This is a genomic window from Flavobacterium kayseriense (assembly GCF_014305095.1).
Classification (GTDB): domain Bacteria; phylum Bacteroidota; class Bacteroidia; order Flavobacteriales; family Flavobacteriaceae; genus Flavobacterium; species Flavobacterium kayseriense.
This window is the reverse complement of record NZ_JACRUI010000002.1, coordinates 624589-645581: the sequence shown is the minus strand read 5'-3', so window position 1 is coordinate 645581 and position 20993 is coordinate 624589. Positions and strand designations below refer to the sequence as shown.

Sequence of the window (20993 nt, the reverse complement as noted above, 5' to 3'; positions counted from 1 at the left end):
ATGCAAGACCAATAGCACCTGTTAGTGGAGGAAATAAAACAGAATGTGCACAAACTCCTATTCAAACATTAACAGCTATAGGTACAGTACCAGCCGGTGTAACGGTAGTTTGGTATGATGCTGCAACTGGCGGAAACACGGTTGCTAATCCTATTTTGAATACAGTAGGAACTAGAACTTATTATGCTGAGGCAGTAAATACAGCTTCAACTTGTGCTAGTCCGAGTCGAACCGCTGTTGTTTTGACAATAAACGCAACTCCTACCGCTCCAGTTAGTGGCGGAAATAAAACCGAATGTGAGGCTTCACCAATCCAAACCTTAACGGCTACAGCAACATCGCCTGTAGGTTCAACTGTAAGGTGGTACAATGCAGTCACTGGTGGGAATATCATAGCTAATCCAACTTTAAATACAGTTGGTAGTATTACTTACTATGCCGAAGCGGTTAATGATGCATCGGGTTGTATAAGTAGTTCACGAACTGCTGTTGTATTAACTATAAATGCAAGACCTGCAAATCCAGTAAGTGGAGGCAATCAAACGATTTGTACTAATGGTAGTAGTACACAAACATTAACAGCAACGGCTTCGGGTTCTTCTATTACATGGTATACTGCTGCAACAGGTGGGACTGTAGTATCTAATCCAACGCAAGTTGGGGTGGGAACATCAACTTACTATGCAGAAGCAACAAATGGAGTTTGTACGAGTTTCTTGAGAACTGCGGTAATTTTGACTATAGTTGGAGTAGTGCCGAATCCTATTGCATCCGATCAAACTGCATGCTCTAATGGTAGCAACATACAAACATTGACTGCAACTGCTACAGGAAATACCATTACTTGGTACAACGCGGCGACCGGTGGTTCAATTGTAACGAATCCTACTCAAATAGGTGTTGGTACATCAACATACTTTGCAGAATCATCAATTGGAAATTGTATTAGTGCAGCACGAACCAGAGTTGTTCTGACTATTACAGCTGTTCCTAATATACCTATGGTTCTTTCTTTACTACAGCCTACTTGTCAAGTTCAATTAGGTACCATAACGGTAAGCCCGCAATCAAATACTGAATATAGTATTGGAAGTGCATATCAGCAGAGTAATGTTTTTCAAAATGTCGCTCCGGGTAATTATACGATTAGTGTGCGTTTTTTAAATAATACCTCTTGTCCAGTTAATGCCGCTTCGGTTCAACGAATTAATGCTGTACCACAGCCAATTCAGTTTGATGTTGTTGGTGCTTGTGTCTCTGATGATTATATTCTCACTGCAAATGCAGTAGCTAATTCATTTGATGCAGCAACTGTAGAATACATTTGGAAAGATGAAAATGGCTTGCAAATTGGCACTAATTCTAGTGAATTAAATGTTTCGAGAGTAATTGCTGCCAAAACAAATCAAATTGTTTTCCCGCTCACGTATTCTTTAACCATCAAATCATCTAGTACAGGCTGTGAAACAACGAAACCAGCAGTTATAAATGGTATTTATTGCAACATACAAAAAGGAATTTCGCCTGATGGTAATGGTTCGAATGAATTTTTAGACTTATCCTTGATGGATGTTCGAAATTTAGAAATATTCAATAGATATGGACTTAAGGTTTATTCTATGCCTAACTACAAAAATCAGTGGAAAGGTCAGACTAATAAAGGAGAAGAATTACCAAGTGCGACATACTATTATGTGATAGAATTCAATAATGGGCAAACAAAGACAGGTTGGATTTATTTAATTAGATAGTAATAGCAACAATATAAATTTATTTGGTCTGTACTTTCAATAGGCCAATAAATCCAAAAATAAATAAATATGAATAAAATATTTTTGATATCTCTTTTAGTCCTTTTGACTTTTATTGATGTAAGTGCGCAACAAGATCCCCAATATACACAGTACATGTACAACATGAATATTGTAAATCCAGCTTATGCAGGATCAAAGGAAAATATTTCTTTAGGTCTTTTATATAGAAAGCAATGGGCTAATATCGAAGGGGCACCAAGTTCTTTTTCGTTTTCGGGACATGGAGCAGTAGGGAATAATGTTGGTGTTGGTTTGTCTTTCTTGTCGGATAAGATTGGTCCGGTATCAGAGCAAAATGTATATGGAGATTTTTCATACACTTTAAAACTAGGCGAAAACCAAACGTTAGCGCTGGGTTTAAAAGCAGGAGCTTCGTTTCACAAAGTAGGATTACGATCTATACAGTCTAGTTTGCCGGATCCCAATGAAGGAATCTTTGGTCAAGATATTAGTGATGTTAGTTTAAATATTGGAACGGGTGCCTTTTATTATACTGATAAGTATTATGTTGGATTATCGGTCCCTAATATGTTAAAAGCAGCTCACCTAGACTATAACGGAAGAGAATACGGTTCAGATATTTCGCATTACTTCCTAACAGGAGGTTATGTATTTGACCTTAATTATGAAGTGAAATTCAAACCTTCCTTTATGTTGAAATCTGCTTTGAACATCAAACCATCATTAGATTTATCTGCAAACTTTTTATACAAAGAACAAATTGAACTAGGTGCTACTTACAGACTGCAAGACAGTTTTGGTGGAATGATAAATTTTTTAGTAACTCCTGAATTACGTATTGGTTATGCATACGATCATATTATTTCAGATTTAAGAGTGAGTGCTCCGTCATCTCATGAGTTTATATTACTATATGACTTATTTACTCCTAAAAAAGTTTCACGTTCTCCTAGATTTTTCTAAAATTTAATTTTTATCAGAAATGAAGATATATAACCATATTGTAATTGTTCTACTTTTTAGTGTAGTAAGTACTGCGCAAAACAAAGAAACAAAGTTAGCGGATAAACTATTTGATAGTTATGAGTACGTAAGTGCAGCTAAAGAATATTTAGCATTAATTAACAATGGATCAAAGAGTGAGTATGCATACAAGCAATTAGCTGATTGCTATTCTAAGATGGATAAAACTAATGAGGCCGAGAAATGGTACGCGGAAGCTTTAAAATCATCTAAAGACTCTGAAGTTCATTATAATTATGTACAAGTTTTGAAATACAATCAAAAGTATGAAGAAGCAAACAAGCAAATGAAATTATTTGTTTCATATTTTCCGAGCGATAAAAGAGCATTAGAATTTCAAAATAATCCAAACTATTTAAACTCTTTGAAAGCTAAAGAACCTCTTTATGAAGTAAATAAATTGAATATAAATTCTGAAAATTCTAATTTTGGAGCTATCTTATATGGTAATAATCTTTATTTTGCAGCTTCAAGAAAAGAAGGTAATAAAATATACGGGTGGAATGACGAACCCTTTTTAGACTTGTATCAATCTACTTTGGATATGGTTTCAAAGTCCTATTCTGATCCTCTTGCTATTTCGGAGTTAAATTCAGTATATCACGAAGGACCTTTGACTATGACAAAGGATGGTACTACTATTTATTTTTCGAGTGAAAGTTTTAATGACAAGTTATTTGAAAAAGATAAAATAAAAAAATTAAAATTTGGACAAATTGGTTTGTATAAGGCTGTTAAAATTAACAATATATGGTCTGATATTACACCATTACCAATTAACAGTAAAAGTTATTCTACAGGTAATCCATCAATTGATGCAGCTGGTAAGTTATTATATTTTGCATCAAATATGCCTGGTTCTATAGGTGGTACCGATATTTGGAAAGTAACTGTTAATGGAGATGGAACATACGGAGTTCCTGAAAATATGGGACCCGAAGTAAACTCTGAAGCAGATGAAAATTTCCCATTTATTGGTGATGATAATACACTCTATTTTTCTTCTAATAGATTTTTAGGTCTTGGTGGTTTTGATGTTTATTCTTTTAAACTAGATGGCGATAAGAAAGTTGTAAATTTAGGAATGCCAGTAAATTCTTCTCAGGATGATTTTTCATTTTCTGTTGATAGTGAAAACAAGATGGGGTATCTTTCGAGTAATAGAACCGGAAAAGATAATATATATGGCATCACTGCTATCTGTAAAGCCCAAATTTTGACTATAGCTAAGAACGCTAAAACTGGGGCTTTGATCTCTGGAGCAAAAATTGTTTTCGTAGATTCAAATAAAAATATTATTAGTACAGAGTTTTCTAATGATCAAGGAAGTTTTTTATATACAGGGGAATGCAATAAAAAGTATACTGTTGCTGTCTATAAAGACGGTTTTGTTACAAAGGAGTTTAGTCTAGAAGAATTAAAGACTGGAGTTGTTACACTTGATGCCATTGTAGATCCAATAGATGTTGTGGTTACTGAAACCGAGATCATTTTGAATCCTATATATTTTGAGTCAAATAAGAGTACTATTACTGAGCAAGGTGCCGGAGAATTGGATAAATTAGTTTATATGATGACCCAAAATAGAGATTTAAAGATTTTTGTAAAATCTCACACTGATTTTAGAGGTAAAGAAGATTACAATATGAGATTGTCAAGTAATAGAGCCAATTCGACTATTGCTTATCTTGTGTCAAAAGGTATAAACGAAAATAGAGTCTCAGGTCAAGGTTATGGAGAAAGTGAGCCTAAGGTTACCTGTGGTGACGATTGCGCCGAAGAGCAACATGCTTTAAATAGACGCTCGGAGTTTATGATTATCAAATAATTTATTTTTAGATCTAAAAAAGGATGCAGTATTGCATCCTTTTTTTGTTTAAGTAACTATTGTCTTCTTGATGTTTATCCGTGTATAGTTTCGTTTTTACCGTAATTTGTGATAATTGAAGTTTCAAAATCAATCCATTCTTTCCATCGTTTATCTACATCTACATTGTCAGCATATTTACGTGCAAAGCCTAAAAATGTTGTGTAATGTCCTGCTTCACTTATCATTAAATCGCGGTAAAATTTGGCTAGTTCTACATCTTTTATATTTTCAGATAATACTTTAAATCGTTCGCAACTTCTCGCCTCAATCATAGCCGAGAACAATAAACGTTCGCACAAAGCATCATTCCGACTTCCGTCTTTTTTCATAAATTTGAATAATTCATTCACGTAGTGATCTTTTCGTTCACGGCCGAGGCTTAATCCCTTACTTTTTATTAAATCGTGAACCATTTGTAAGTGTTCGAGTTCCTCTCTAGCGATTATCATTAACTCGGTCACTAATTCTTCTTTTTCAGAGTTTTGAGTTATCAAGCTTATCGCGTTTGATGCTGCTTTTTGTTCACACCATGCATGATCTGTTAAGATTTCCTCAATATTCGATTCAACTATATTTACCCAGCGTGGGTCGGTCACTAATTTTAATCCTAACATCTGCGTTCGTTTAATTTTTATACAAAATTAGTAATTTCTCAACTACTTACATCCCTTCGCGGATTAAAATTGTGCTGTTGCAGTTTGCCCCTTTGGTAGGTCTATACGTTTCTATTCTTAATTGAATGAATAATGGCGCAATAGAGAATTTTCTTTAGTGAAAGTTGTTATTTAAAAGAAAAGCGGAGTCATTATTTGACTTAAATTGTTCCTCAAACTGTATTATAATAGGTTTAATTCATAGAAAAAACGCTTACTTTGTAAGAATAATTTATATCTAGATAATAGTGCAGTCACTTTTAATAATTGGTTTTGTTTGGCCCGAGCCTAATTCATCTGCAGCTGGCGGTCGAATGATGCAATTAATTTCTTTATTTCAACAACAAGGATATAAAATCACCTTTGCTAGCCCAGCGCAGGACAGTCAATTCATGGTTGATTTAAGTACATTTGATGTAGATACAAAAACGATTGTACTCAATTCTGGTAGTTTTGATGTGTTTGTAAAGGAGTTAAATCCTTCTGTTATCTTGTTTGATCGCTTTATGATGGAAGAGCAGTTTGGCTGGCGCGTTGCCGAAAATTGTCCCGATGCAGTCCGTTTATTAGATACTGAAGATTTGCATTGTTTGCGGTTGGCGCGACAAAAAGCTTTTAAAGAAAAACGGACTTTTATTTTAGACGATCTGTTAATCGAGGAGGTTGCCAAACGTGAAATAGCTAGTATTTTGCGTTGTGATTTGTCATTAATGATTTCGCAATACGAAATGGATTTGCTTAAAAACTGTTTTAAGTTAGATGCAGCGCTATTGTATTATCTTCCTTTGTTGTTTAAGGATACGGAGATTCCTAGTTTAAATGAATTGCCTTCATACGGTGAAAGAGTAGGTTTTGTGTTTATAGGAAATTTTTTGCACGAGCCTAACTGGAATGCTGTACAATACCTTAAAGAAACAATTTGGCCTCTCATTCGTAAGCAGTTGCCTGAAGCAACACTCAATATTTATGGTGCTTATCCTTCTCAGAAGGTATTGCAATTGCATAATGTTAAGGATGGGTTTTTAATTCATGGTCGCGCAAGCATTGCAGGTGAGGTTGTACAACGAGCTCGTGTTGTTCTGGCGCCTTTACGTTTTGGTGCGGGAATTAAAGGTAAATTAATTGAGGCGATGCAATGCGGTACTCCAAGTGTTACGACTTCAATTGGTGCAGAAGGTATGAACGGAAATTTGTTTTGGAATGGGGCAGTAGAGAACGATCCTATAATTTATGCTGATAAGGCAGTTGCCTTATATAAACAGGAAAAATTATGGAATGAGGCTCAAATAAACGGTATCCAAATTTTAAGGCAACGTTATCTAAGAAATTTATTTGAGCTTGATTTTGAAAAGCGTTTAGATCACTTAAAGTCTGATTTAAAGCAGCATAGACTAAATAATTTTATGGGTGCGCTTTTACAACATCATACACTTAGAAGTACTAAATATATGTCTAAATGGATCGAAGAGAAGAATAAATAGATAGGGAAGGGGTATTGTTTAGGAGTTAATTCCATTGTATCCATTTATAAAATTGAAGCTTATTAATTTTAATACTCTTCAACAACAATTAGAGGAAAAAACTAAGTAGTTTACAGGTTTATAATAATTGTTTTTTACCCGATTATCGCTATCGCTTCTATTTCAATTAACCATTCTCTTTTTCCTAGAATTGTTACACCAACTAATGTGCTAGCCGGATAATTTTCGTCTCCTAAAAAATCTTTTCTTATTTTTCTGTAGATTGGTAAATCATTTTCTGGATTAAAATTTACGATGTAGGTGGTCATTTTTACCACATTTTTAAAATTTGCATTACAATTGGTTAATTGTTTCTCTAAGTTTTGAAAAGTTGCTATTGTTTGACTTTCTAAATTGTTGCCTTCTCCTACTTGTCCTGATATATAAATTGTTTTGCTGTTGTTAACTTCTGTCATGACTGCTTGTGAGAAACCTTCATTAGGGTCGATAAATTGTTTTTTCATTTGGAAAATGTTTAGGTAATTTAAAATAATCTTAGGGTAAATTTGTATTCAATTCTCTTTATATATTGTTGATACAGAATGGTAGTGAAGATAGTGTTGGTTTGCATGAGGGATTGCAATGGCATCCTTTTATGTAACGTAGTGAAGTAAAAGATATAGTGCAAAGCCCGGCTTCGCTATAACGGTAGTGAAAGAGAGGTCATGCCCTAATAAAAAACCCGTCAAGAAAGTTCAAGACGGGTTTGGTTTTATTAGTAATTAGTGTTTATGCAAGCATAGTTACCGGGCTTTCGATGTATTGTTTCAATGTTTGTAAAAACTGTGCTCCCGTTGCACCATCGATGGTACGGTGGTCACAAGCTAGTGAAAGCATCATAGTGTTGCCTACAACAATTTGGCCATTTTTAACGACTGGTTTCTGTACAATTGCTCCTACAGATAGTATAGCAGAATTAGGTTGGTTAATTATAGAGTTGAATTCTACGATTCCAAACATTCCTAGATTAGAAACTGTAAATGTACTTCCTTCCATTTCTGTAGGTAGTAATTTTTTGTTTTTTGCTCTTCCTGCTAAGTCTCTTACGCTTCCGCCAATTTGAGATAAACTCATTGCATCTGTGAATTTCAATACAGGAACTACTAAGCCATCTTCTACAGCTACTGCAACACCAATATTCACATGGTGATTAATAGTAATTGCCTCTTCTTTCCACTGAGAGTTGATTTTTGGATGTTTTTTCAAAGCCATAGCACATGCTTTGATGACCATATCATTGAATGAAACTTTGGTATCAGGAAGGCTATTGATTGCTGTTCTTGCTTGCATAGCATCATCCATTGTAACTTCAATAGTTAAATTGTAATGAGGCGCTGTAAATAATGATTCAGCTAATCTTTTAGCAATAATCTTGCGCATTTGCGAGTTCTTGATCTCTTCAGTAAATACTTCTCCAGCAGGAACAAATACTTTTGGTGCAGCTGCGGGTGAAGCTGCTACTGCTTCTGTTTTTGCACCTGTTTCTGTTTTTGCAGCTGTTTGAGTAGTCGATGCTGTTGATGGCTGGAAGTTTTCGACATCACTTTTGATGATACGTCCGTTTTCACCAGAACCTTTAACTTGATTTAATTGAATACCTTTATCGTTAGCAATTTTCTTTGCTAGTGGAGAGGCCAAAATTCTTTTTCCGTCAGTACTTTCTTCTTGAGTCACTGCAGCAGGAGTCGCGGCATTATCTTGTTTTGGATCGTTTGAAGCGCTATCACTTTCTTCAGCTTTTCCGCCTGCTTTAAAGTTGGATGCGATTCCTGATATGTCCGTGCCTTCAGGTCCAATGATAGCTAATAAGCTGTCAACTGGTGCTGTGTTTCCTTCTTCGATTCCTATGTATAATAGAGTCCCTTCGTTGAAAGACTCAAATTCCATAGTAGCTTTATCTGTTTCGATTTCGGCTAAGATGTCTCCTTCGGTAATTTTATCTCCTACTTTTTTCAACCATGTAGCCACAGTTCCTTCTGTCATTGTATCACTCAAACGGGGCATCGTTACTACAACCACTCCTTTTGGTAATGCCGCAGATTTTGATGGTGCATCCTCTTGTTTTGTATCTTCTTTATGTGTTTCTTCAGTCGATTTTTCTTTTGAATCTGCGCTTGGTGCAGCATCTCCTCCAGCCAATAGTGCCGAAATATCTTCTCCTTCGTCACCAATGATCGCTAATAGAGAGTCAACTGGAGCTGTTTCGCCAGCAGGTATTCCTATATGTAAAAGAGTTCCTTCGTTGAAAGACTCAAATTCCATTGTTGCTTTGTCTGTTTCAATTTCAGCTAGGATGTCTCCTTCACTTACTTTATCTCCTACATTTTTAAGCCAAGTCGCTACCGTTCCTTCCGTCATAGTATCGCTTAATCGGGGCATTGTTACTTTGATTGCCATAATTATAATTTATGTGGGATAAATGGATAGTTTTCTTGTTCGTATACAACATCGTATAATTGCTGTACTGGTGGGTAATCTGATTCCTCAGCAAAATCTACACATTCTTGAACTAGGTCTTTCACTCTTTGTTCAATAACTTCGATCTCTTCTTCGGTAGCATATTTGTTTTCCATAATTACATCTAAAACTTGTGTAATTGGATCGATTTTTTTGTACTCTTCCACTTCTTCTTTTGAACGGTATAATTGGGCATCAGACATAGAGTGTCCTCTGTAACGATACGTTTTCATTTCTAAGAAAGTTGGGCCGTCTCCACGACGTGCTCTGTCAATTGCTTCAGTCATTGCTTCAGCAACTTTTACAGGATTCATTCCATCAACTGGTCCGCAAGGCATTTCGTATCCTAAACCTAATTTCCAGATATCTGTGTGATTTGCAGTTCTTTCTACTGAAGTTCCCATAGCATAACCATTGTTTTCTACAATAAAAACTACTGGTAACTTCCATAGCATAGCCATGTTAAAAGCTTCGTGTAGTGAACCTTGACGAGCAGCACCATCACCAAAATAGGTCATCGTTACTCCTCCAGTTTCAAAATATTTATCAGCAAAAGCTAGACCAGCTCCTACAGGGATTTGTCCTCCTACGATTCCGTGACCACCATAAAAACGGTGCTCCTTAGAGAAAATATGCATAGAACCACCCATTCCTTTAGAGGTTCCAGTTACTTTTCCTAAAAGTTCAGCCATTACACGTTTAGGATCTACACCCATACCAATTGGTTGTACGTGATTTCTATAAGCTGTAATCATTTTGTCCTTAGTTAAATCCATTGCATGTAATGCTCCGGCAAGGACCGCTTCTTGGCCATTGTACAAGTGAAGAAAACCTCTTACTTTTTGTTGTATGTATAACGCTGCAAGTTTGTCTTCAAACTTTCTCCACAGTAGCATATCTTCATACCACTTTAAATATACCTCTTTTGTAACTTCTTTCATCTCTAATGTTCTTTTGCTAAAGTTTTATTGTGTTATCAATTAGTACCCATAACGCAAAAAAGTTCCTCATCCAAGTTTGCGAATCGCAAAAATAAGACATTCCAACTGAGAACTAAAATTAAAAAGCCAATTTTTAGTTTTTTTATAGGAAGTTTTTATCAAACATTAATGGTAATAAGTTTTTTAAAGAATTGGACTTGTAGATATCACCAGATTCACCCATAAAGTATATTTCGATAGGACTGTCTTGCTTAATTTCGTATTCAGCAATAGATTGTCTACAAGCGCCACATGGTGGAATAGGGGTTTCGGTTTTAGTAGTGTCTGAGGCTGCGGTAATTGCCATTTGTACAATTTTTGCTTCTGGATACATAGAACCAGCGTAAAATATGGCTACTCTTTCAGCACATAGTCCAGAAGGGTATGCAGCATTTTCTTGGTTAGATCCTAAGATAACTTCTCCGTTATCTAATAAAATAGCAGCACCAACCCTGAATTTTGAGTAGGGTGCGTACGCTTTTTTTCTGATAGCGATTGCCTGCTCCAGAAGTTGCTGAGTAGCTTTTGGTAATTCGTTTATTGAATTATATACGGTTAGGTCAGTTGTAATGGTAATGTTTTTCATAGTATGTTAAGGAAAAAAAATCCAAATCTCATAAGCTGAAATTTGGATAATTATTTTAAAATATCGGTTGAATTAATAGGTTTCGTATTTGTCTCCAAAGTTAAATGTGAGAGAAAAACGAAGTGTGTTTTCTAGTGGGTTTGGTACTTTCGAAGCAGAAAATAAGTAAGAGACATCAATATTTACAGAGGTGTATTTGAATCCAGCTCCTAATGAGAAAAATCTCCTCGCTCCTTTTTCAGGGCTTTCGTGAAAATATCCAAGTCGCATTGCAAATGAATCTTGATAAGAGTATTCTGCTCCTACAGAATAAGTAAGTTCTTTTATTTCCTCTTTTACACCATCAGGTGCGTCTCCAAAAGATTTGAAAAGTCCAGATACCCAGCCAATAGATTTGTAATCTTGAGTAGCAAGATCAAAATCTGTTGCATCTACAGTGCCATCATTATTGATGTCTTTTCCTGTATAAGTGGATCCGTTGTAACCAACTTGAGGCGTTGGAACCAGAAGTTTAGTTATTTCCACATTTAAGCCCACCTTATTATAGTCATCTAAGATAAAGTCAAATCCTGTTCCTAATCTTAAATTAGCCGGAATGAAATTGGTGTTGATGTCGTCATTATCATAACTTATTTTTGGACCTAAGTTTTGAAGATTAAAACCAGCTCTCCATCTACCGTTAAATTGGTCATAGGCTATCTCCTCCGATTGATAGAATCCAGCAATATCTATTCCAAATGTATTTGCGGCTGTTGCATCACCAGTATCGGTACCTACTTTTAAGTTAGAACGAATGTATCGGCCTGCTACCGCCATAGAGAATTTCTCGCTTAGTTTTAAAGAGTATGATCCGTCCAATGAAAATTCGTTTGGAGAAACTATTCTAACATCTTCAGTAGGGTCACTCGTTTGACGTAATTCAATGTCTCCAAAACCAAAATAGCGTAAACTCCCTCCAAAGGCTGCTCTTTCACTGATTTTGTTGTAGTAGGTCGCTTGGCCCAACGAGATGTCGTTTGCTAAACCTGTTAAATAAGGTGTATAACTAACAGATAGACCTTGTTGGTCAGTAGCGAAAGCATATTTTGCAGGATTCCACTGTTGCGAAAATGCATCTGCTGAAGTAGCGACACCATTATCTGCCATTCCTGCAGCTCTTGCATCAGCAGCAACAAGTAAAAACGGGATTGCTGTAGTGATCACTCTCTCCTGAGCTTTAACGCCTTGAAGTAAGTGTACACATGCCAATAAAAATAATATTTTTTTCATTTTGGATATTAAAAATCATTAAACAAATATAGTATTTTATTAAAGTATTACAAGTTTTTCAAACTTTTCTGCTTTCTTATTAGTAAGGCTTGATTTTACAGTTAATTTATAGATGTAAACTCCTTTTCCTATTTTTTCTCCAAAATCGTCTCTGCCGTCCCACACAATATCTCTAGATAAAAAACCTTCTGTGGTTACTACTTGGTTTTTAGACCAAACAATTTTTCCTGTAACAGTTAGTACTTGTATCTGTATCTCTAATGGTTCAAATGGTCTATTGTGAGTAAACCAGAATTCAGTGTAATTTACAAATGGATTCGGATAGTTAAGTACATGTGTCAATGTTATACCTTCATCTGAAACTACTAAAAACTGAAGCTCCACTGTTGTTGGGTTGTTATAAACATCCCACACTTTAAAGGTAACAGTGTGTAATCCAGGAGCAATATTTCTTAAAGGAAAACGTAAGGTGCCCTTAGTGAAATCGTTTGTGTCTGTTTGATAGTAATCATTCAGTACAAATGGATTACTAACATCTCCATCTAAAACAGCTGTTATATCGTGTCCTATTCCGCTAGCGGTGTTTATTCCGTTTTCATCCTCAAGTAATGCTAATAAAAACGGTGAACTATTCGTTATGCCTCCCGATACAAATGTGTCATCATTCATATATAACTTCACTTTTGGGCTAATATTGTCTTGAGCGGCATTTTCGTTTATCCCTCCAATTTTTATTGTTGTATCGTACCCTGTTTGGTTCTCATTTGTTCCTGATTTGGTAGCGTAAAAACTAATTCTCCCATTATTTAAGGGGATTCTAATATCTCTAGGTACAACAAAATTAAACTCAAACAGCCCATTTACTACTGATGCGTTACCTCTAAATATAGTTTCTCCTAGTGTGGTGAAGTTCATAGCGGGACTATTGTTATCATTGTTAAAGGTTGTTCTTGTAATGTTTTTATCAAATATAGCAGTAGCAACATCTCCATTGTAATCCGTTAGTAGGTTGTTGTTTTCGTCGGTTAGTTCCCCAGATAGCTTAATTCGTCCGAGGGATTTAAAGTCATCTATTTGCTGAGAAACAGGAATGTCATTTACTTTCGTCAACCTAATTTTTGGCTTCGGGATAGCTAGTTTAATAGCGGGATCACCTATGTAAAAGACAACATTCGTTGAGGAGTTTGGATTGTTGTTTTTAGCGATTCTTAAGGCTTCTGCAATTGACACATCTTGATTAGAATCGTATGATAAAAGACTTGCGGTAAGTCTATCGTTGAAAATTTCGCCATTAAATTGTGATATTTCTCTAATAGTGGTAATCATGGCGATGGCGCCTCCTTTTGGATTCCAATACGTAAATTCTCCTGCCGTAGGCCTAGTCGGATTGTCAAAACGGGAAAATTCGCAAGTAATAGTAATGAATAAAGGGAATTTAAATTGATTGTTTAAGTTTTGACTATCCGATTTTTCCCAAATTCTTTCAGAAGCAAGCCCGTCCTCGCCTCCATGGCCAAGGTAATTAAAGATTAAAGCCCCTTTTTCGAATGCATTGAATATGTCGGTTCTCGCTTTTGGATAACGGAATCCTCCGGCAGATGCCTCCTGAGTGTATGAGTCTAAAATAATTTTATTTATGTTGAAAAATGGTTTTTTAACAGTAATCAAATCAGCTAGATTGTTTTGTTTGTTTTGTATACTTACATCAGATGTGATATCTGAATCATCAGCTATAATAACAACATTGTTTCGCCAGTTACCTAACGACTTCGCATCATGGTATTGTAAAACTTTATTAACCATTTCGTCCGCTTGTAAGGCATCATTCACGAGCATACGTCCGACTGTAATATCTATTCCTCCAAAAAATGAAATTATATTTCCTTCATTACTGTCCATTAACCCATAAAAATCATCAGAGGCAAAACAAGATTCTCCTATTGAATTACTATTTAAAGCGTGGTATATTGGTACAATGTTGCTGTTGTTTGGAGTTCTATTTTTATAATCATAGGAAGCATCTCCAAAGAGGTTAATGTATTTTAGTTTTTTGTCTGGTGTTGATGCGTTATCATATATATACTTTATGCAGTTGCGAATTGCTGCAATATCTTGTTTTCCCGCAGAGAACTCTTGATAGATTGTCTCGGTTGAAATAACCTTAACGTTTAGCATTGAATAAGACCGGTGAAAATTAGCTAGTTTTTCAGCTTGAGTTACTAAGGAATTCGGAGTAATAATCACATAATCAACATCTGTGAATAGCCCTTGGTTGTTTTTAAAAATAGTTCCTTTAATGTTTTGATTAGTAACTTTTGATCTATTTTCTTTTAAGGGACTATAATAATCTAAAGGATCAATTGCGATATATTTTTTTATAACTCCTAATTCGGACTTAAAAGAAAAAGAATCTTGTTTGTTGTTTTCTATCTTAGTTAGGTCTGCTAAATTAGTGATGTCCCATACCTCCGCTATTCCTGCCGCATTATTAATAGTGTATTGGGCAATTCCTGAACTGCTTACTGCTAGATCATATTGAAAACGGAATTGCTTACCATAACCTTGTAGTTTTCTCTTTGCAATTACGCTTATATAGTCAAGATAGCCTTTAGAACCCGGAACGCCATTGTTGTTGTAGGAGATTTTAATTTTGGTGGCTTCACTGCCTGTTGCTGTCGTATTACTGGGTAAAGATGCAGTATTAAAATTAATGCCAGAATTTGCTGTAATCGCACCAATATTTATTGATGCTGTATTTTGGCCATTTGTATTTACTGTAAATGAGGTAGGTGTGAAAGCTGCTGCTGCGAATGTTGCTCTAATTTTTAGTGGTACAGAGCTATCTATGTTTGGAAAGTTAAATGTAAATTCTTGATCTGAATTAAAATCAAATGATTCACCAAACCATTGTCTACCTAAGCGACTAATGTTTATTAGGTCTTGTTCGTGAAACTGGTAATCATCAAAAGTGCTTATTTGAAGAGTGCTATTGCCTTGAGGTTGGTTGTATTCTTGTATTCTTTTTCCTTTTGATCCAGATATTGTAATATAGTAGTATGATTTGGTGTCGTACAAGTTGAGATTTGTGTTGCTTTCTGAATTCCAATTTTCAATACCTTCAGCATAAAATAAAATATAATCTTCATTGTCGAACTTGCCGTCTTCTTCTCCTATTATTTTGATAGCGTTCTCCAATAGGTCAATAGGGTAATCTATACTATTGGATAATGGCAGCATTCTGCCTCCATTCCCGTACAAGCTAATTTTTTTGGGATCTAGAGAATTGGTGTTCAATCCTAAATCGTCTAAGAATTTTTTTGAAATTTTATAGACTCCTGATTTTTCGATATAAAAGCGATACCAATCCCCTGATGCCAGCACCGAGTTTGTTATTCCGCTACTTGTTCTATTCGTTGCTGTTGTTTTAGATGTGTTACTACCTATTAATTGATATGAGAAAGAGGTAATACGCTTTACGCCTGTTTCATCATTTATAATAGGTGAAACTGTGAAAAAAGTTTGAGTACTATTTCGTGCAGTATAGGTACTAAGTTTTGGTTCTGGCGTGCTGGGAATATTTTCTATAGGTAAATCACCTAGTTGTGTATTTGAAATGTTTTCATAAACGATATCGCTCAAAACTATTTTATTGTTTTGGGTCGAAGTATTAATGTTTATTGTGCTACTGTAAAGAATGGTTCTAGAAGGAGTGTCATAGAGGTACGATGTACCTTCGAATTGCGGTATATTTAGGGTACTGTCACCAAACTGCATTTCTGTTTTTTGATTCCATTTAATCGTTATCGTGCCACTATTTTGAGCTAGTGTGCTTATAGAAAGTAAGAATAGTATACATAAAAATAAATTTCGCATTATTTTGGTAAAATAGTATGAATTATAATTTATTAAATTAGGTAAAAATATGTCTTTTACTAGAAAAATAAATAATAAATAGTATAAATTTGCGTTTGATTTGTATAATTTGCTTAATATAGAGCAAGAAGATAAATTTAATTAATTCGGTATTGCAGGTTAATGGTTAATTATTATATTGCGTCACCTAAAAATCTCACCTTATAAATAGTATGAAAGTAAACAAAATTATAGCCTTACGATTGATGTTGTCAATGCTTATGGTCATAGGTTTTGCTAGTTGTAGTAAAAAGTCTAGTTCTAAAAATACGTCTAGAGGAACAGGATGGAATGTTGATAGTAAAAAAATGCAAGCTGCTAAAAAGCAAGAAGCTGGACCTGGTCTAGTTTTCGTTGAAGGAGGTACTTTCACCATGGGTAAAGTTCAGGATGATGTGATGCATGATTGGAATAATACTCCAACTCAGCAGCACGTTCAATCTTTTTACATGGATGAAACAGAAGTTACCAACTTTATGTATTTAGAATATTTAGATTGGTTAAAAGGAGTTTTTCCCCCTGAAGAAGAAAGTTACCGATATATTTATGAAGGAGCTTCGCCAGATACTTTGGTATGGAGAAATAGATTAGGGTATAATGAAACCATGACTAACAACTACTTGAGACATCCTTCTTATGCTGATTACCCAGTCGTAGGTGTTAATTGGATTCAAGCGGTTGAATTTAGTAAATGGAGAACAGATCGTGTAAACGAAGCTATACTTGAGAAAAAGGGATATTTAAAGAAAAATGCTAAAACGAATGACGTTTCAGCAGAGAGTACTTTTAGTACAGATACGTACTTAGCTGCTCCAACAATGACTTACGGTGGTAATGAAGAAATTGTGTTAAAGGGGGCGAAGGGCGCAAGAAAATCACCAAAAGCGGGTAAAGATGGTACAGTTGCTGAGCCTAAAAATGTTTATGCTCAACGTTCATCAGGAATATTATTGCCAGAGTATAGACTTCCTACTGAGGCAGAATGGGAGTACGCTGCAGCTGCAGATGTTGGTCAAAGAGAGTACAATATATATAAGGGGCAGAAAAAATATCCATGGTCTGGTAGTTATACTCGATCAGGTAAAAGACAATCTAAAGGAGATCAATTAGCTAACTTCAAACAAGGTAATGGTGATTACGGTGGAATAGCTGGATGGTCAGATGATGGTGCAGATATTACAAATGAAGTTAAAAAATATCCAGCAAATGACTTTGGGCTTTATGATATGGCTGGTAACGTTGCTGAATGGGTACTAGATGTGTATCGTCCTATAATTGATAATGAAGGAAATGATTTCAATTATTTTAGAGGTAATATGTACTCGAAAAATAAGATTGGAGCTGATGGCAAGGTAGAGATAGTTACTACAGAGAACATGAAAAGAGATACCTTGAGTAATGGTAAGATAATTGTTCGTAGTTTTCCAGGTCAGATCGCACAAGTTCCTGTAGATGAAAAAGAAACGTACTTAAGGCAAAACTTTAGCAAAAGTAATAATGTGAATTACCGTGACGGTGATAAACAATCTTCAAAGTATTATAATTTTGGAGAATCAGAATCTGATGATGCTGATAAGAAGATAGATAAGATGTATAACTCTCCTAAGCACAATGTCACAACGGATAGTTTGGGATTGATGGTTAGAAAGTATGATAGATCAAGCAAAAGAACTACTTTGATAAACGATGAAGTTCGAGTTTATAAAGGAGGTTCTTGGAGAGATAGAGCCTACTGGTTAGACCCTGCTCAAAGGAGATATTTCCCGCAAGACATGGCGACAGATTACATAGGTTTTAGATGTGCTATGTCTAAAGTTGGTCCAAAAGCAGAGAAAAGAAAAACACCTAGAAATTAATTTTTTTTATAATACAGTACTAAAAAGCCCTTTGATTAGGGCTTTTTATTTTTAAATCATTTACAGATGGATATTAGTTTTATTCACAGTTTGTTTTTAAAGTGCAATTCAGTTTCTATCGACACTAGAAAAATTGGAGAAGGTAGCTTATTTGTAGCAATAAAGGGTGATAATTTCGATGCAAATACATTTGCCGCAGAAGCGTTGAGTAAAGGAGCGCGCTATGCTATTATTGACAACGAATCCTATTATATAGATGACCGTACGGTTATTGTAGAAGATAGTCTTGTGGCGCTTCAGGCGTTAGCGAAGTTTCACAGGGCTTATTTGAAGCTGCCAATTATCGCATTAACAGGTAGCAATGGTAAGACTACAACAAAAGAGCTGATACAAGTTGTGTTGGCTAAAAAATACAATACTAAAGCCACGGTAGGTAATTTAAATAACCATATTGGTGTTCCTTTAACCTTATTGTCTTTTACTTCCAATACTGAAATAGGGATTGTAGAAATGGGCGCTAATCATAAAAAGGAAATTGAATTTCTTTGTGGTTTGGCTGATCCGGATTATGGATACATAACAAATTTTGGTAAAGCGCATTTGGAGGGTTTTGGTGGGGTAGAAGGGGTTATTGAAGGTAAAAGTGAAATGTATCAAAACTTAAGGGCTAATAATAAACTCGTTTTTGTGAATCTTGACGATCCTATTCAGGTGCTTAAGTCGGATCAAATTAAGATCTATTCTTTTGGTTTAAATAATGCGGCTGCGGATGTTGCTATTCTTGATGTAAAGGCTAATCCCTTTGTTACGGTTCGTTATGATTATACAACTATTTTTTCCCATTTAATAGGGCTTTACAATGCAAATAACTTGAATGCTGCTATAACTATTGGTAAATACTTTAAAGTTGATGATGTGCAGATCAAAGAAGCACTGGAAGCTTATGTTCCAGAGAATAATAGGTCACAAATGTTGAAAAAGGAAACGAACCAAATTATACTTGACGCGTACAATGCCAATCCTAGTAGTATGGCTGTGGCAATAGATAATTTTCTTCAATTAGAAGGTAATGGTAAGGTGATGGTACTTGGTGATATGTTTGAGTTAGGGCATGATAGTTTAGAGGAGCATAATGCGATTATTGCTAGATTATCAAAGGCGAATAACTGTCTCTGCTACTTTATAGGTCCCGATTTTTACGCGAATAGTATTGAAGCAGAAAATAAGATGTTTTTTAAATCTTTCGAAAACTTCTCGGATTATTTTAAAAATTTGAAAGTGGAAAATAGTACAATTTTAATAAAAGGTTCAAGAGGTATGGCTTTAGAGCGTACTCTGAACTTATTTTAAATAGAGATTTTTACACTAATGGAAGAGTGCATTGATAAGATATTGATGCACTCTTTTTGTTTAATTCTGAGATTAAATATTTGTAGTGCTTTTTGTTTTGAAGTAGTTTAGGAAGTGAATGCCTTTGATTTTTGTACTTGATCTAGATTTGGAGTATCTAACCTTTTTGCGCAATTCCTAACTTTTGAACTTCACACGAACTCAATCCTATTGATCCGTTAAAAGCTTATTGCTTTAAAATAAAAAAACTCCTTAATTTCTTAAGGAGTTTTTTGTGGGCGATGAGGGGTTCGAACCCCCGACCCCCTCGGTGTAAACGAGGTGCTCTGAACCAGCTGAGCTAATCGCCCTATTTTACTAGGTTGCTATCATTTCCTGATTGCGAGTGCAAATATATAGCTGTTTTTCGTTTCTACAAAATGTTTAGGCTATTATTTTCTTGATTATTTTAATATTTATTATATGTATTTGAATGATAAGATGTTGAGATTATTATTTTTTTAACCTTTAATTTCTTTTTCTAAAGGTAGCTCAGCCACAACAAATGTACTTCCGCCTATGTATATAAAATCAGTAGGCAAAGCATTCTTGATAGCGGTTTCATAGGCTATTGATACAGAAGGGTATATGTCTCCTTTTAGTTGAAATTCTTCTGCTTTTTCTCTTAATAGTCCGGCATCGAGTCCGCGAGGAATATTTGGCTTGCAAAAATAGTAAATAGCTGTTGTAGGGAATAAGGGAAGAATCTCTGCCAAATCTTTGTCATTGACTACGCCAAGTATAATATGTAGTTGATTGAATTTTTCTTTCTTGATTTGGTTTAAAACATACGTTAACCCATCCTTGTTGTGAGCGGTATCGCAAATAGTTTTAGGCGAAGCTTTAAGTTGTTGCCATCTTCCTTGTAGTCCTGTATTTTTTACTACGCTTTGTAATCCTGTAATTATTGCACTACTATCTACTTTAATCGGAGTAGTTGCTGTTAATACTGCTATCGTCTGCACAACGGTTTTTATGTTTTGCTGCTGATAGTCTCCCAGTAGGTCAGATTGGTGAATTTTGTCAATTAGATCTGATGCGAAAAAGATGTCGGCTTGGTTTTCCTTGGCTATAGTAAGAAAAACGGGTGTAGTTTCACTTGTGTATTCTCCTATTACTACTGGAGTATTTGGTTTAATAATACCTGCTTTCTCTCTTGCTATTAAAGGGATTGTGTTTCCTAAAAATTGTGTGTGATCTAATCCTATGTTAGTAATTACGGATACAAGTGGTGTTATGATATTGGTTGCATCAAGTCTGCCGCCCATGCCTACTTCGATTATAGCGATGTCTATTTTTTCTTTTTCAAAATAAGAAAATGCTAAACCTACACTCATTTCAAAAAAACTAATGTCGTTATTTTCAAAAAACGTTTTGTTATTGTTTATAAAGTCACAAACAAATTCTTCGCTGATTTCGGTACCGTTAATTTTAATACGTTCTCTATAGTCTATAAGGTGCGGAGAGGTATACAATCCTACTTTATATCCTGCTTCTTGCAAAATAGAGGCAAGCATGTGTGAGGTAGATCCTTTGCCATTTGTTCCGGCAACATGAATGCATTGTAGGCTTTGTTGTGGATTATCAAGATGATTTAATAGTGCTATAGTATTAGTTAAGTCTTTTTTATATGCCGATGCACCTTGTAGCTGGTACATTGGAAGTTGACTAAACATCCAATCTGTAGTTTCTTGATAATTCAT

At 35.2% G+C, this 20993-nt stretch carries 14 protein-coding genes and 1 tRNA gene; 6 read left to right on the top strand and 9 right to left on the bottom strand.

Annotation, left to right across the window (positions count from 1 at the left end):
• The 3 genes from H8R22_RS09295 to H8R22_RS09285 form a co-directional block, all read left to right on the top strand.
• A partial coding sequence (locus tag H8R22_RS09295; protein WP_187016528.1) for a gliding motility-associated C-terminal domain-containing protein occupies positions 1-1751 on the top strand: 1751 nt, incomplete at its 5' end.
• 69 nt (positions 1752-1820) lie between these two features.
• The gene (locus H8R22_RS09290; RefSeq protein WP_187010161.1) at positions 1821-2738 is read left to right on the top strand and encodes a PorP/SprF family type IX secretion system membrane protein; all 918 of its coding nucleotides are present in this window, start codon (positions 1821-1823) and stop codon (positions 2736-2738) included.
• Positions 2739-2757: 19 nt separating this feature from the next.
• Positions 2758-4626, top strand: a complete 1869-nt coding sequence (locus tag H8R22_RS09285; RefSeq protein ID WP_187010160.1) for an OmpA family protein — start codon at positions 2758-2760, stop codon at positions 4624-4626.
• A 74-nt stretch (positions 4627-4700) separates the two neighbouring features.
• Here H8R22_RS09285 and miaE read toward each other — a convergent pair whose 3' ends face one another.
• Positions 4701-5282, bottom strand: coding sequence for a tRNA-(ms[2]io[6]A)-hydroxylase (gene miaE / locus H8R22_RS09280; protein ID WP_187010159.1), 582 nt, complete (start codon positions 5280-5282; stop codon positions 4701-4703).
• A 287-nt stretch (positions 5283-5569) separates the two neighbouring features.
• On the opposite strand from miaE, the gene H8R22_RS09275 reads away from it, so the two are divergent.
• Positions 5570-6802, top strand: a complete 1233-nt coding sequence (locus H8R22_RS09275) for a glycosyltransferase (protein ID WP_394368135.1) — start codon at positions 5570-5572, stop codon at positions 6800-6802.
• Between the two features lie 134 nt (positions 6803-6936).
• Here the strand turns inward: H8R22_RS09275 and H8R22_RS09270 are convergent, their stop codons facing one another.
• From H8R22_RS09270 to porU, 6 genes are all read right to left on the bottom strand, one after another.
• Positions 6937-7305 (bottom strand): RidA family protein, encoded by a 369-nt coding sequence (locus H8R22_RS09270; RefSeq protein WP_187010158.1) that lies wholly within the window; start codon positions 7303-7305, stop codon positions 6937-6939.
• A 265-nt stretch (positions 7306-7570) separates the two neighbouring features.
• A complete protein-coding gene (locus H8R22_RS09265) occupies positions 7571-9238 on the bottom strand; it encodes a pyruvate dehydrogenase complex dihydrolipoamide acetyltransferase (protein WP_187010157.1) in 1668 nt (555 codons plus the stop codon).
• Between the two features lie 2 nt (positions 9239-9240).
• Positions 9241-10239, bottom strand: coding sequence for a pyruvate dehydrogenase (acetyl-transferring) E1 component subunit alpha (gene pdhA / locus H8R22_RS09260; RefSeq protein WP_187010156.1), 999 nt, complete (start codon positions 10237-10239; stop codon positions 9241-9243).
• Between the two features lie 142 nt (positions 10240-10381).
• Entirely contained in the window at positions 10382-10864 is a 483-nt protein-coding gene (gene cdd, locus H8R22_RS09255) for a cytidine deaminase (protein ID WP_187010155.1), read from the bottom strand.
• Positions 10865-10936: 72 nt separating this feature from the next.
• Positions 10937-12133 (bottom strand): type IX secretion system outer membrane channel protein PorV, encoded by a 1197-nt coding sequence (porV, locus tag H8R22_RS09250; RefSeq protein ID WP_187010154.1) that lies wholly within the window; start codon positions 12131-12133, stop codon positions 10937-10939.
• Positions 12134-12172: 39 nt separating this feature from the next.
• On the bottom strand, positions 12173-16006 hold the full coding sequence (porU, locus tag H8R22_RS09245; RefSeq protein WP_187010153.1) for a type IX secretion system sortase PorU: 3834 nt from the start codon (positions 16004-16006) through the stop codon (positions 12173-12175).
• Between the two features lie 212 nt (positions 16007-16218).
• On the opposite strand from porU, the gene gldJ reads away from it, so the two are divergent.
• The gene (gene gldJ, locus H8R22_RS09240) at positions 16219-17901 is read left to right on the top strand and encodes a gliding motility lipoprotein GldJ (RefSeq protein WP_187010152.1); all 1683 of its coding nucleotides are present in this window, start codon (positions 16219-16221) and stop codon (positions 17899-17901) included.
• A gap of 66 nt (positions 17902-17967) precedes the next feature.
• A complete protein-coding gene (locus H8R22_RS09235; RefSeq protein WP_187010151.1) occupies positions 17968-19251 on the top strand; it encodes a UDP-N-acetylmuramoyl-tripeptide--D-alanyl-D-alanine ligase in 1284 nt (427 codons plus the stop codon).
• Between the two features lie 275 nt (positions 19252-19526).
• Here the strand turns inward: H8R22_RS09235 and H8R22_RS09230 are convergent.
• Positions 19527-19601: transfer RNA gene (locus tag H8R22_RS09230), tRNA-Val, on the bottom strand.
• Between the two features lie 150 nt (positions 19602-19751).
• Positions 19752-20993 (bottom strand): bifunctional folylpolyglutamate synthase/dihydrofolate synthase, encoded by a 1242-nt coding sequence (locus H8R22_RS09225; protein ID WP_187010150.1) that lies wholly within the window; start codon positions 20991-20993, stop codon positions 19752-19754.